This window comes from Rhizobium sp. BT04 (genome assembly GCF_030053135.1).
GTDB classification, from domain to species: Bacteria; Pseudomonadota; Alphaproteobacteria; order Rhizobiales; family Rhizobiaceae; genus Rhizobium; species Rhizobium binxianense.
The window spans coordinates 2766163-2778546 of record NZ_CP125652.1 but is presented as its reverse complement, the minus strand read 5'-3'; the positions used below and the strand labels follow the sequence as shown (position 1 = coordinate 2778546).

The 12384-nt window shown below is 62.0% G+C and carries 11 protein-coding genes; 6 read left to right on the top strand and 5 right to left on the bottom strand.

All coding sequences use genetic code 11. The annotated features are described in order from the left end of the window. The first annotated feature begins 11 nt into the window (after nt 1–11). The 4 genes from QMO82_RS22005 to QMO82_RS21990 all read left to right on the top strand — a co-directional run bounded on the left by QMO82_RS22005 (nt 12) and on the right by QMO82_RS21990 (nt 6122). Nucleotides 12–1442: an ammonium transporter gene (locus QMO82_RS22005; RefSeq protein WP_183608559.1), complete on the top strand. Its 1431-nt coding sequence runs from the start codon at nt 12–14 to the stop codon at nt 1440–1442. A gap of 280 nt (nt 1443–1722) precedes the next feature. Continuing rightward, entirely contained in the window at nt 1723–4410 is a 2688-nt protein-coding gene (locus QMO82_RS22000) for a DNA translocase FtsK (protein ID WP_183608560.1), read from the top strand. A gap of 139 nt (nt 4411–4549) precedes the next feature. After that, a complete protein-coding gene (locus QMO82_RS21995; RefSeq protein WP_097617926.1) occupies nt 4550–5218 on the top strand; it encodes an outer membrane lipoprotein carrier protein LolA in 669 nt (222 codons plus the stop codon). 100 nt (nt 5219–5318) lie between these two features. Further along, on the top strand, nt 5319–6122 hold the full coding sequence (locus tag QMO82_RS21990; RefSeq protein WP_183608561.1) for an exodeoxyribonuclease III: 804 nt from the start codon (nt 5319–5321) through the stop codon (nt 6120–6122). Nucleotides 6123–6141: 19 nt separating this feature from the next. Here the strand turns inward: QMO82_RS21990 and QMO82_RS21985 are convergent, their stop codons facing one another. Then, on the bottom strand, nt 6142–6597 hold the full coding sequence (locus QMO82_RS21985) for a cyclic nucleotide-binding domain-containing protein (RefSeq protein WP_183608562.1): 456 nt from the start codon (nt 6595–6597) through the stop codon (nt 6142–6144). A gap of 128 nt (nt 6598–6725) precedes the next feature. Further along, entirely contained in the window at nt 6726–7409 is a 684-nt protein-coding gene (locus QMO82_RS21980) for a response regulator transcription factor (RefSeq protein WP_003582964.1), read from the bottom strand. Between the two features lie 166 nt (nt 7410–7575). Between QMO82_RS21980 and QMO82_RS21975 the strand changes: the two genes are divergently transcribed. Together QMO82_RS21975 and QMO82_RS21970 are read left to right on the top strand one after the other, a co-directional pair. Further along, the gene (locus tag QMO82_RS21975; RefSeq protein WP_183608563.1) at nt 7576–8097 is read left to right on the top strand and encodes a L,D-transpeptidase; all 522 of its coding nucleotides are present in this window, start codon (nt 7576–7578) and stop codon (nt 8095–8097) included. Between the two features lie 133 nt (nt 8098–8230). Then, complete coding sequence (locus QMO82_RS21970) at nt 8231–9061, top strand: aldo/keto reductase (RefSeq protein ID WP_183608564.1); 831 nt, start codon at nt 8231–8233, stop codon at nt 9059–9061. A 110-nt stretch (nt 9062–9171) separates the two neighbouring features. On the opposite strand, the gene QMO82_RS21965 is transcribed toward QMO82_RS21970, so the two are convergent. The 3 genes from QMO82_RS21965 to QMO82_RS21955 all read right to left on the bottom strand — a co-directional run bounded on the left by QMO82_RS21965 (nt 9172) and on the right by QMO82_RS21955 (nt 12380). Further along, nucleotides 9172–9522 carry a cell surface protein gene (locus QMO82_RS21965; RefSeq protein WP_183608565.1) on the bottom strand — a complete coding sequence of 117 codons (351 nt, stop codon included), beginning with the start codon at nt 9520–9522 and terminating at the stop codon, nt 9172–9174. Between the two features lie 262 nt (nt 9523–9784). Further along, nucleotides 9785–11194: a 3-isopropylmalate dehydratase large subunit gene (leuC, locus tag QMO82_RS21960; RefSeq protein ID WP_085738673.1), complete on the bottom strand. Its 1410-nt coding sequence runs from the start codon at nt 11192–11194 to the stop codon at nt 9785–9787. 367 nt (nt 11195–11561) lie between these two features. Then, nucleotides 11562–12380, bottom strand: a complete 819-nt coding sequence (locus tag QMO82_RS21955; protein ID WP_183608566.1) for an amino acid ABC transporter permease — start codon at nt 12378–12380, stop codon at nt 11562–11564. Nucleotides 12381–12384: the final 4 nt, after the last annotated feature.

The window sequence follows — 12384 nt, the reverse complement described above, 5'->3', positions numbered from 1 at the left end:
AGCCTTTTCCAATGTCAATTTCGAAGTTTTCTTCCAGCTTTGCGCTGATTGGCGCAGCAACGGCCGCGCTTCTGGCGCCGGCTGTCGCTTTCGCGCAAGAAGCAGCGCCAGCCGCTGCCGCTGCTGCTGCTGCTCCTGCCTTCACCATGGACAAGGGTGACAATACCTGGATGCTCGTCTCCTCGGCGCTCGTCCTGCTGATGACCATCCCCGGCCTTGCGCTTTTCTACGGCGGTCTCGTCCGCGCCAAGAACATGCTCTCGGTGCTGATGCAGGTCTTCATGATCACGGCCGTCGTGGCGCTGATCTGGGTGACCTATGGCTATTCGCTCGCCTTCACCGACGGCGGCTCGCTGAACAGCTTCGTCGGCGGCTTCTCCAAGGCGTTCCTCGCCGGCGTCAACACGTCGTCGCTCGCCGAAACCTTCTCGAAGGGCGTCGCCATTCCGGAATACACCTTCATCGTGTTCCAGATGACCTTTGCCTGCATCACGCCCGGCCTGATCGTCGGCGCATTCGCCGAACGCGTCAAGTTCTCGGCCGTCATGCTCTTCGTCGTACTCTGGGTCACCTTCATCTACTTCCCGATGGCGCACATGGTCTGGTTCTGGGGCGGCCCGAGCTCCTACACCTCGCCGGCCGGCCTGATCTTCTCCTACGGCGCAATCGACTTCGCCGGCGGCACGGTCGTTCACATCAATGCCGGTATCGCCGGCCTCGTCGGCGCCATCATGCTCGGCAAGCGCACGGGCTATAAGAAGGAAATCATGGCTCCGCACTCGATGACGCTGACCATGGTCGGTGCCTCGCTGCTCTGGGTCGGCTGGTTCGGCTTCAACGCCGGCTCCAACCTCGAAGCCAATGCCTATGCCTCGCTTGCCTTTATCAACACCTTCGTCGCAACGGCTGCCGCCGCTGTGTCCTGGTGCATCGTCGAAACCCTCACCCGCGGCAAGGCTTCGATGCTGGGTGGTGCTTCCGGCGCCGTCGCCGGTCTCGTTGCGATCACCCCGGCGGCAGGTTTTGCCGGCCCGATGGGCTCGATCGTTCTCGGCCTTATCGTCTCGCCGGTCTGCTACTTCTTCGTCGACGTCGTGAAGAACAAGTTCAACTACGACGACAGCCTTGACGTCTTCGGCGTGCATTGCGTCGGCGGTATCCTCGGCGCGCTCGGCACCGGTATCCTCGTCAATCCGGCGCTCGGCGGTGCAGGCATCGTCGATTATTCCACAGCCGATTTTGCTGCCTCCTATGCCGGGACGGCAACCCAGGTTCTGGCCCAGGCTAAGGGCGTGCTGACGACGCTGCTGTGGTCGGGCATCGGCTCGGCGATCCTCTACAAGATCGTCGACGTCGTCATCGGCCTGCGCGTCACCGTCGAAGCCGAGCGCGAAGGTCTCGACCTTTCGACCCACGGCGAAGCCGCCTACCACTCTTCCTGATCACAGGGTTTGCGGCGCCGGCAGAAGGGCGCCGCTGCACAGCCCGTCGCGGCCTATCTAGAGCTTTTCCGGGTTAGACCCGGAAAAGCTGCCATAGACCGCATTTGGCCCGGACCTTCCAAGGTTCGGGCCTTTTTTCATTTGCCTGCTCGGAATGCACGTCCAGGGATGCATGGTTAACATCGCTTTAACCCGGCTCTGATTAGGTAGAGCGGACGCATTTTGGCAAGGCGAAGCTTCGGTGATTCGCCTGCCCTCAGGCATTGGACGGGTTAGACACATGGCAAGAAGCACGTCGCCGGCGATGGATGGCCGTCCGGATCGGTTCTCCTTCTCGGCATTTATGCTGCGGCAGATCCAGGCGCTCATCGGCTTTGCGATCTTTCTGTTGCTGGCACTCTGCGTCGCGGCGCTGGCGACATGGAATGTCGCCGATCCGAGCTATTCCTATGCCACCGCCAACCTGCCGACGAATATCCTCGGTTACAGCGGGGCTGCCTTTGCCGATATCGTCATGCAGTTCCTCGGCCTCGCCAGCGTCGTTTCGATGCTGCCGATCGTCGCCTGGGCGCTGACGCTGATCTCGGGCCGCCGCTTCAGCCGTATCCCCGCCCGTGCCGGCGCCTGGCTTGCCGGCTCGGTGCTTTCCTCCGCCGTCATCGGCTGCTTTCCGCCGCCGCTCACCTGGCCGATCCCGAACGGCATCGGCGGCGTCGTCGGCGATATGATCCTGCGTTTTCCCGCACTCTTCGTCGGCACCTATCCCACCGGCACTTTTGCCATGGTCGTCGGCTGCATCTTTGCAGCACCCACCGCCTGGATGATGCTCTTTGCGTCGGGTCTCGTCGGCCGCAGCGAAGCCGAGGAAGAGACCGAGGAAGATTACGTCGGCACAACAAGCAAGGCCCGCGTCGTCGGAGATGAGGACGAGGACGACGAGTCGCGCTGGGTCGCTCTCAGCGGTGCGATGACGCATGCCTGGTACATGAGCCAGGGCCGGCTGCGCCGGCTCTTCGGCATGGGGCCGCGCAAGCGCCGCCAGGGCGATTTCGAATCACCCTATGATTTCAACGATGACGAGTTCGGCACGCTGAACGAACCGGTGCGCGCCAAGGCGCCGACTGTCCGCGGCGAGCGCATGGAACCGTCGATGGAGCCATCGATCGGGGCAAGGGCGACGTCACCGCGGCGCATCGTATCCGCGCCGTCGCTTTCCGTCGATGACGACGATGACGACGACGATCTGCCCTTCGATGCCGACATGCCGCCGCGCCCGGCCGATATCCTCCCCGACGATGATGACGACGACTGGATGATCCGCGCACCGGCCAAGGCGGCCGGCAAGCCGGAACCGCGCGTCGTTCCCGTGGTCGCGCGTCCGAAGCCCAGCGCCCGCATCGAGCGGGAGGCGCAGGGCTCATTCATTCGTCCCGAGGGTTTCCAGCTTCCCTCGATGCATCTGCTCGCCGAACCGAAAAATGTCGTGCGCGACTCCACGCTTTCGGCCGATGCGCTGGAGCAGAACGCCCGGATGCTCGAAGGCGTGCTCGAAGATTTCGGCGTCAAGGGCGAGATCATCCATGTCCGCCCCGGTCCCGTCGTCACGCTTTACGAACTGGAGCCGGCCCCCGGCATCAAGTCGTCGCGCGTCATCGGTCTTGCCGATGATATCGCCCGCTCGATGAGCGCCATTGCCGCCCGCGTTGCCGTCGTGCCCGGCCGCAACGCGATCGGCATCGAATTGCCGAACCAGACGCGCGAAACCGTCTATCTGCGTGAACTCATCGCCTCCCGGGATTTCGAAGGCAGCAAGGCGAAGCTCGCCATGGCGCTCGGCAAGACGATCGGCGGCGAAGCCGTCATCGCCGACCTTGCCAAGATGCCGCATCTGCTCGTCGCCGGCACCACCGGCTCGGGCAAGTCGGTCGCCATCAACACCATGATCCTGTCGCTGCTTTACCGCATGACGCCGGAACAGTGCCGGCTGATCATGATCGACCCGAAGATGCTCGAACTCTCCGTCTATGACGGCATCCCGCATCTGCTCTCGCCTGTCGTCACCGATCCGAAGAAGGCGGTCGTCGCGCTCAAATGGACCGTGCGCGAGATGGAAGAGCGCTACAAGAAGATGTCGAAGATCGGCGTGCGCAACATTGACGGCTTCAACAGCCGCGTCGAGCAGGCCTTGTCGAAGGGCGAGGCGATCTCGCGCACGGTGCAGACCGGCTTCGACCGCCATACCGGCGAGGCAATGTACGAGACCGAAGAATTCGACCTCAGGCCGATGCCCTATATCGTCGTCATCATCGACGAGATGGCCGACCTGATGATGGTTGCTGGCAAGGATATCGAAGGCGCCGTGCAGCGTCTGGCGCAGATGGCGCGCGCCGCCGGCATCCATGTGATCATGGCGACCCAGCGCCCGTCGGTCGACGTCATCACCGGCACGATCAAGGCGAACTTCCCGACCCGCATTTCCTTCCAGGTGACCTCGAAGATCGACAGCCGCACCATTCTCGGCGAACAGGGCGCCGAACAGCTGCTCGGCATGGGCGACATGCTCTACATGGCGGGCGGCGGGCGTATCCAGCGCGTCCACGGTCCGTTCGTTTCGGATGTCGAGGTGGAAGAGATCGTCTCCTATCTCAAGACCCAGGGCTCGCCGCAATATCTCGATGCGATCACCGCCGATGACGACGAGGATGGCGATTACGCCGGCGGTGGGGGCGGCCCGGCCGGCACATCAAACCTTTCGGATTCGGAAGATCCTTACGATCAGGCCGTCGCCATCGTGCTGCGTGACGGCAAGGCCTCGACCTCCTACGTCCAGCGCCGGCTCGGCATCGGCTACAACCGGGCCGCCTCGCTGATCGAGCGGATGGAGAAGGAAGGCATCATCGGGCCGGCCAACCACGCCGGCAAACGCGAAATTCTCGTTCCCACCGAAGGCGACATCCTCGACCGCTGAAATAATCGGCATATATTTCCGATAGGGCCGCTTTTGCGGAAACCTGACGGCATCGAAGCCGTTACCTCTGGCGGGCCGATCGCAACGCCTTGAAGACGCCGCCTTTCGGCAGCATGCAGATCGCATAAAGGAGATTTAGATGAGTCACTCCGATACCTTCCTCTCCGGTCTGGCGATGACGCGCCGCGATCTGCTCGGCGCCTTTGCCGTCGCTGCGATGGCGAGCGCCATTCCCCTCGGTGCTTACGCGCAGGCGGCAGCCCCCGCCTCCGGCACCGCGCAGGCGATCGCCGATCATTTCTCCGGCGTCACGACGATGCAGGGCGAATTCGTGCAGTTCGGCCCGCGCGGCGAGCAGACCGGCGGCAAGTTCTTCATCCAGCGTCCCGGCAAGCTGCGCTTCAACTATGACGACCCGTCGCCGATGCGGGTGATCGCCGACGGCAAAAACGTCGCCATCGGCAATACGAAGCTGAAAACCTGGGATCTTTATCCGCTCTCCAAGACGCCGCTCAGCCTGCTGCTGGCGCAGCATATCGACCTGTCGGCCGGCATGGTGAAGGGCGTGAAGGAAGAATCGGACCTGACGACGATCGCGCTCGGCAACAATACGGTGTTCGGCAACTCGACCATCACCATGATGTTCGACCCGAAGACCTACGACCTGCGTCAGTGGACGATCACCGACAATCAGGGCAAGGACACGTCGGTGATGATCTTCAACGTCAAGACGGGCGTGCAGTTCGACGATCGCGTGTTCCGCGTGCCCTATGAGACCATTCCGGGCACGCCTCAGTCCCGCGACTGAGCTTTTCGGTTGATCACCGGCCGCTCTTGCACGCGACCGGTTCCCTCGCGTCCGCCTTTGTTTTAAAGCCCTTTCATGAAAGCGTGAGAGGGTATGGGGCATGAGCTTTTCGATCACCACCTGGAACATCAATTCGGTGCGGCTGCGCATGCCGATCGTCGAGCAGCTCGTACTTAAGCACAGGCCGGATATTCTCTGCCTGCAGGAAACCAAGGTGCCGAACGAGCTGTTTCCGGCGGCACCTCTGCGGGCGATGGGCTACGACCACATCATCATCCACGGCCAGAAAGGCTATCACGGCGTGGCGATTGCCTCGCGCCTTCCGCTGACGGAAGATCACCGGCAGGATTATTGCGGGGTCGGCGATGCCCGCCACATCTCGGCGATCGTCGAGCGCGGCAATCGTCGTATCCGGCTGCATAATTTCTACGTTCCGGCCGGCGGCGATGAGCCGGATCGTACGATCAATCCGAAATTCGGCCACAAGCTCGATTTCATCGAGGAGATGAAGCAGCTGAAAGCCAATGGCGAGGCGAATACGTCGGCGATCCTTGTCGGCGACCTGAACATCGCGCCGCTCGAGCATGATGTCTGGTCGCACAAGCAGCTCTTGAAGATCGTCAGCCATACGCCCGTCGAGACCGACGGGCTGCTCGAGGTGATGAAGCGCGGCGGCTGGCACGATCTGATGCGCCAGCATGTGCCGGAAAGCGAAAAGCTCTATACCTGGTGGAGCTACCGCGCCAAGGACTGGGAGGCTGCCGATCGCGGCCGTCGTCTCGACCACATCTGGTCGTCACCGGATCTCGGGCCGCATCTCAAGCGCATCGAAATCCTCAAGGAGGCGCGCGGCTGGGACCGCCCTTCCGACCACGTGCCGGTGACGGCACATTTCGATTTCTGATGCAGCGCTCTAACGCGGATCAGCTGAAGCGGTAGAACTGGCTTGCGGCCTTTGCCGCAAGTTCGGCGAGATTGTCGCGGATGCGGTTCTCGATCAGCCGGGCTGCGTCCGGATATTCTTCGATCAGCCGGTGGAAGAGGGCACGGGTGATGCGGATGATGCTGGTGTCTTCGCGCGCTACCGCGGTGAACTTGCGCTCTACGAGCGTCACCAGCGCCAGCTCGGAAACCAGGGTTCCGGGACCGGCGATCCCCTCTGTCCTCTGCATGCCGTCGCTGCTCGTCGCGCTCAGCTCCAGGCTGCCGCTGAGGATGACATAGGCACTCTCGGCGGGTGAGCCCTGGCGAAACAGCATCTGGCCGGCAGCGATCATGCGCCGGTCGGCGCCGAAGGCGATCAAGCGCAGCTGATCCTCGCTCATGTCCTTGAACAGAGGAAGCTGCGCGAGCAGGTGGATGTCGTCGGTCAGCGCCATGCGGGCTTTTCGCCTTAGAGCCATTCCAGCAAAAGTGCCTGGAGGTTTTACGTGAAACGTTTTTGCCGGGAATTGCGTGAAAACAAAGAGATAGAGCATTTCCGTGGTTCGGAGAAAACGGAAATGCCCTAGGGTATGATCTTGTAGCCGCCGTTTTCCGTCACGAGGATTTCGGCATTGGAGGGATCGCGCTCGATCTTCTGGCGCAGCCGGTAGACGTGGGTTTCCAGCGTATGCGTCGTCACGCCTGAGTTATAGCCCCAGACCTCTTCGAGAAGCACGTCGCGGGTGACGACCTTCTGCTCGGCGCGGTAGAGATAGCGGATGATCGCCGCTTCCTTTTCCGTCAACCGGATCTTCTGGCCGTTGTCGGTGGTGAGCAGCTTCTGGCTCGGCTTGAAGAGATAGGGGCCGACGGTGAAGGTCGCGTCTTCGCTCTGCTCATGCTGGCGCAGCTGCACACGGATGCGCGCGAGCAGCACGGCGAAACGGAAGGGCTTGGTGACATAGTCGTTGGCGCCGGCTTCGAGGCCGAGGATCGTGTCCGAATCGGTATCGTGGCCGGTCAGCATGATGATCGGCGCCTTGAAGCCGCCCTTGCGCAGCAGCTTCACCGCTTCGCGGCCGTCCATATCGGGCAGGCCGACATCCATGATCAGCAGATCGACGGGTGTCGAGCGGGCGGTCGCAACACCCTTGCCGGCATTGGCTTCCTGCAGAACCGAAAATTCCTCATACAGCGACAATTGCTCCGTCAGGGTCTGACGAAGGTCGTCGTCGTCATCCACCAGAAGAATGGTGCGTGCGGTCATGCCGTTGCGTCCTCATGTTAAGTTCCCTAGTCCTACGCCAAATTCCTGGTTTGGCAAGGATCGGGCGGCGGACTGTTGCCGCACAGGTTTTCATATGATTTCAATTGGAGTCCCAGACAATCCAAGACATGCGAGAAAAATGGAAAAAACAAGGCGGGAGCCGGGGATGATGCCGTCGACGATCGTCGTGCGGCCCGCGCCGGGAAAGAAGAGCCGAGCCATCGTCCGGCTCGGCGCGATCACCGTGCCTGCGGCGATCGGCCGGTCCGGCCGCACCGTGATCAAACGCGAGGGCGACGGCGCCACGCCGATCGCCGCGATGAGGCTGCTCTCCGGTTTCCGGCGTGGTGAGCGGAACGGCCGGCTCGCCACGTCCCTTCCCATCCGCCGCATCCGCCCCGACATGCTCTGGTGTGATCAGCCTGACAATGCCAGCTACAACCGCCTCGTCAGAGCGCCATTTGGCGCAAGCCATGAGGAGATGCGGCGCAGCGACGGGCTCTACGATATCTGCCTGGTGATGGACTGGAATATTTCCTCGCGAGCCCGTTATCGCGGCTCGGCGATCTTCTTCCATCTGATCCGGCCAGGCTACGAGCCGACTGCCGGCTGCGTGGCGGTGAGTCTGCGCGACATGCGCCGCCTGCTGCCGCACATTCGAAAGGGAACGATTGTCCGGGTGCTCTGATTGTCTTCCGGATGCGGCTGCCTATATGCTTTCCGTGACCGAGCGCTCCGGCTGAAAAGCGTTCCGGGACGTCCGCGCATGCGCGGGCGCAATTCATGCCTCGTCCAATTCTTCAAACTCCCGGAGATATATTGTGACCGCTCAACCCATCATCACTTTCCATGACGGACATTCCATTCCCCAGGTCGGCCTCGGCGTCTGGCAGACGCCGCAGGAGATCGCCGCTCCCACCGTGCGCACGGCGATCGCCGCTGGCTACCGCCATATCGACACGGCGTCCGGTTACGACAACGAAGAGGGCGTCGGCGAAGGCATCCGCTCCTCCGGCCTCGACCGCAAGGATATCTTCGTCACCACCAAGCTCAAGAATACCGACCAGGGCTTCGACAATGCGCTGCGCGCTTTCGACGGCAGCCTGAAGAAGCTCGGCTCCGACTATGTCGACCTCTATCTCGTTCACTGGCCGTCGCCGCATCGCGGCCTTTATACCGAGACCTGGAAGGCCTTCGTGCGCATCCGCGAAGAGGGCCGCGCCCGCTCGATTGGCGTGTCGAATTTCAATCCTGAGCATCTCGATCGCATCATCGGCGAGACCGGCGTTGTTCCGGTCATCAATCAGATCGAGCTGCATCCCGACTTCCAGCAGAGGGCGGCGCAGGAAGCGCACAAGAAGCTCGGTATCATCACCGAATCCTGGAGCCCGCTCGGCCAGGGCAAGTTCATCACCAATGCCGTTATCGGCGAGATTGCCGGCAAACATCGGAAGACGCCGGCCCAGGTCATCATCCGCTGGCACATCGACACCGGCCTCGTCGTCATTCCGAAGTCGGTGACGCCGTCGCGCATCGAGGAGAATTTCCAGGTGTTCGGCTTCAAGCTCGATGCCGACGACATGGCGGCGATCGCCAGGCTCGACAGCGCCGGCGCCCGCATGGGACCGGACCCGCTGACGGCAACCTTCTGACCGTCTTTGCGCTCATCAGAGCGACTGCACGCCTTTGTGCGATGTTCTAAGTCAGCCGATCAGCGGCCGCCCCTGAGGAGAGATCATCCGGGGCGGCGATGGCCTTCCTGTCAATAATTGCAGTTCGAGGATCCGTTGGTCGGCGTAAAGCCATGGTCGCAGCTATCGTTCAGGCGCTGCGGCCGTCCGATCGAGCCGGTATAATAATCGTTGAAGGCGCGCGTCGGATACCAATAGCCGTTCGAGCTCTTGATATAGCCGGAGCGGGGGCTGCTATAGCCCCGATATCCGTTGAGATAGGGTATCTTGCTTTGCGCGATCGGGTGCAGCAGGCCGGAAGAGGCCACGACCGGCGGTATCGTCGGATGGATCGGCGCGGCGGCGCCGGCGTCGATCGATGCCTGCGATGCAAACACGATCAGGCTGGCTTGCAGTAAGCTCCGTACTATTTTCCGCCTCATGGCCAGTACCCCGATGGCGCGGTGTTCGCCGGAGCCTGAATGGTATCAGTCGCGTATCGCGCTCTATATCAATGAGGCCACAGGCGTTGCCGGATGTCGATTGCCCGAAAGGATGAAATCGGAAAGAGGGCCACGCACAAACGGGCTCATCCGCTCAATCATAACTATCGGCGAGCGAAGCAGAGGCGCCATGAAATACGAAACCGCCCGATGCATCCGGAGCGCATCGGGCGGCTTTCACTCATTTCTGTCGGATGACAGATCAGTTCCACTCGCGGATATCGACGAAGTGACCGGCGATCGCGGCAGCTGCCGCCATTGCCGGCGAGACGAGATGCGTGCGGCCCTTGAAGCCCTGGCGGCCTTCGAAATTGCGGTTCGAGGTCGAAGCGCAGCGCTCGCCCGGCTTCAGGCGGTCATCGTTCATGGCAAGACACATGGAGCAGCCCGGCTCGCGCCAGTCGAAGCCGGCGGCCTTGAAGATCTTGTCGAGGCCTTCGGCTTCCGCCTGTTCCTTGACGAGGCCGGAGCCCGGAACGATCATCGCGTCGACGGTGGCGGCCACCGTCTTGCCTTCGACGACCTTGGCGACTTCGCGCAGATCCTCGATGCGGCCGTTGGTGCAGGAGCCGATGAAGACGCGGTCAAGCGTAATGTCGGTCATCTTGGTGCCCGGCTTCAGGCCCATATAGTCGAGCGCGCGCCACTTGGAGGTGCGCTTGGTCTCGTCCTGGATATCGTCGGGGTTCGGCACGATGCCCTGGACGGAGATGACGTCCTCGGGCGAAGAGCCCCAGGAGACGATCGGCGGCAGGCTGGCGGCATCGAGCACGACGACGCGGTCGTAGTGAGCGCCTTCGTCGGTCTGCAGCGTCTTCCAATAGGCGATCGCCTGTTCCAGCGCCTCGCCCTTCGGCGCGCGGGGCTTGCCCTTGATGTATTCGAAGGTCTTTTCATCAGGCGCGATCAGGCCGGCGCGGGCGCCGCCTTCGATCGTCATGTTGCAGATGGTCATGCGGCCTTCCATCGACAGCGAGCGGATCGCTTCGCCGGCAAATTCGATGACGTGGCCGGTGCCGCCAGCGGTGCCGATCTCGCCGATGATGGCAAGGATGATGTCCTTGGCGGTGACGTGCGGCGGAAGCAGGCCGTCGACACGCACCAGCATGTTCTTCGCCTTCTTCTGGATCAGCGTCTGGGTCGCCAGCACATGCTCGACCTCGGAGGTACCGATGCCATGCGCCAGCGCGCCGAAGGCGCCGTGCGTCGAGGTGTGGCTGTCACCGCAGACGATGGTCATGCCGGGCAGGGTGAAGCCCTGTTCCGGACCGACGATATGGACGATGCCCTGGCGTTTGTCGCTTGCCGAATAATATTCGACGCCGAATTCGGCGGCGTTGGTGGCGAGCGCCTCGACCTGGATGCGGCTTTCCTCGTTCTTGATGCCGAGATGGCGATCAGGCGAGGTCGGTACGTTATGGTCGACGACGGCGAGCGTCTTTTCCGGCGCGCGAACCTTGCGGCCGGTCATGCGCAGGCCTTCGAACGCCTGCGGCGAGGTGACTTCATGGACCAGATGGCGGTCGATGTAGAGAAGACAGGTGCCGTCTGCCTGTTCGTCGACCAGATGATCGTCCCAGATCTTGTCGTAGAGGGTACGCGGTGCGCTCATGGCGTTAAGTCCGTTTTTTGGAAGCTTTGGAAAATCGAGAATGCGGATCAGGCTCCGCGGCCGTCATTCGATCAACGAAGTCGGCTGTTGAGCGCACCGGACACGCACGCAAAAAACCGCGCCGGCAGGCGATAATGGTCCTGCAGCACGAAAATATGCGCGCCTGTGCATCTGAACTTGGATTCCATGGCGCTGGATATAGCGATTTTTGATCGAAACGGCAATTCGAATCGTGAGGCGGCTAGAGCGGTTCAGCTTTTCATGGAAATCGGAGAACCGCTCTAGGTTTTTATTTTTACGCAATTCCCGGCAAAAGCGCTTCGCGCTTTGCCTGGGAGAACCGCTGCGCACTTTTCCTGGAATTGCTTTAGCGCCGCGGCATCTGCTTCATCTTCTTCTCGATCCGCCGCAGGAAAAGCGACAGACCGATCGTCAGGAGCAGGTAGATATAGGTGACGATCGAATAGGTTTCGAAGAAGCGGAAGGAGCCGGAGGCATAGACCTTGCCCATCTGGGTGATGTCGGCGACGCCGAGAACGGAGACGAGCGACGAATCCTTCACCATCGAGACGAAGTCGTTGGAGAGCGGCGGGAAGATGACCCGGATCGCCTGCGGAAAGACGACGAGCCGGAAGCGGCGGTAGCGCGACAGGCCGAGCGACTTGGCCGCCTCGATCTGGCCGATATCGACCGACTGGAAGCCGGCACGGAAGATTTCGGCGATGAAGGAGGAATAGCCGATCATCAAGGCGAAGATGGCGCGCCACATCAGCGACAGGTCACGCACGAGGATCGGCTCGGCAACACCTGATTTCACCAGGGGCGTGATTGCGAAGTTATAGGCTGCAACAAAACCCGGCGCGCCAACAAAGGCGACGTAGAAGAGCAGCACCAGCATCGGGATGCCCCGGATGATCTCGATGTAGAAACGAGCGATCTGGCGCAGCACGAGGCTGTCCGCCAGGCCGAGCAGCGCAATACCGAGGCCAAGCACTGTCGCCAGCACAAAGGCGACGAGCGTCACGAACACGGTAATGCCGGCGCCGTTGACCACGGTCCGGAAGACCTGCGTGTAAATGTCGTTGGTGATGATGACGGCGGCGAGGACGATGCCGATCAGGATAAGGACGACCAGCCACCAGGGGCGGTCGTCCTTCCCGTGTCGCGCGGACGGTGGTAGTGCCATCTGC

What these genes read in the sequence shown, in the direction of transcription:
- QMO82_RS21985 (WP_183608562.1), bottom strand. Translation starts at nt 6,597, where the DNA reads ATGGCGCTGACCGACGACATCCACCTGCTCGCGCAGCTTCCTCTGTTC.
- QMO82_RS22005 (WP_183608559.1), top strand. Translation starts at nt 12, where the DNA reads ATGTCAATTTCGAAGTTTTCTTCCAGCTTTGCGCTGATTGGCGCAGCA.
- QMO82_RS22000 (WP_183608560.1), top strand. Translation starts at nt 1,723, where the DNA reads ATGGCAAGAAGCACGTCGCCGGCGATGGATGGCCGTCCGGATCGGTTC.
- QMO82_RS21955 (WP_183608566.1), bottom strand. Translation starts at nt 12,380, where the DNA reads ATGGCACTACCACCGTCCGCGCGACACGGGAAGGACGACCGCCCCTGG.
- QMO82_RS21975 (WP_183608563.1), top strand. Translation starts at nt 7,576, where the DNA reads ATGATGCCGTCGACGATCGTCGTGCGGCCCGCGCCGGGAAAGAAGAGC.
- QMO82_RS21995 (WP_097617926.1), top strand. Translation starts at nt 4,550, where the DNA reads ATGAGTCACTCCGATACCTTCCTCTCCGGTCTGGCGATGACGCGCCGC.
- QMO82_RS21980 (WP_003582964.1), bottom strand. Translation starts at nt 7,409, where the DNA reads ATGACCGCACGCACCATTCTTCTGGTGGATGACGACGACGACCTTCGT.
- QMO82_RS21965 (WP_183608565.1), bottom strand. Translation starts at nt 9,522, where the DNA reads ATGAGGCGGAAAATAGTACGGAGCTTACTGCAAGCCAGCCTGATCGTG.
- leuC (WP_085738673.1), bottom strand. Translation starts at nt 11,194, where the DNA reads ATGAGCGCACCGCGTACCCTCTACGACAAGATCTGGGACGATCATCTG.
- QMO82_RS21990 (WP_183608561.1), top strand. Translation starts at nt 5,319, where the DNA reads ATGAGCTTTTCGATCACCACCTGGAACATCAATTCGGTGCGGCTGCGC.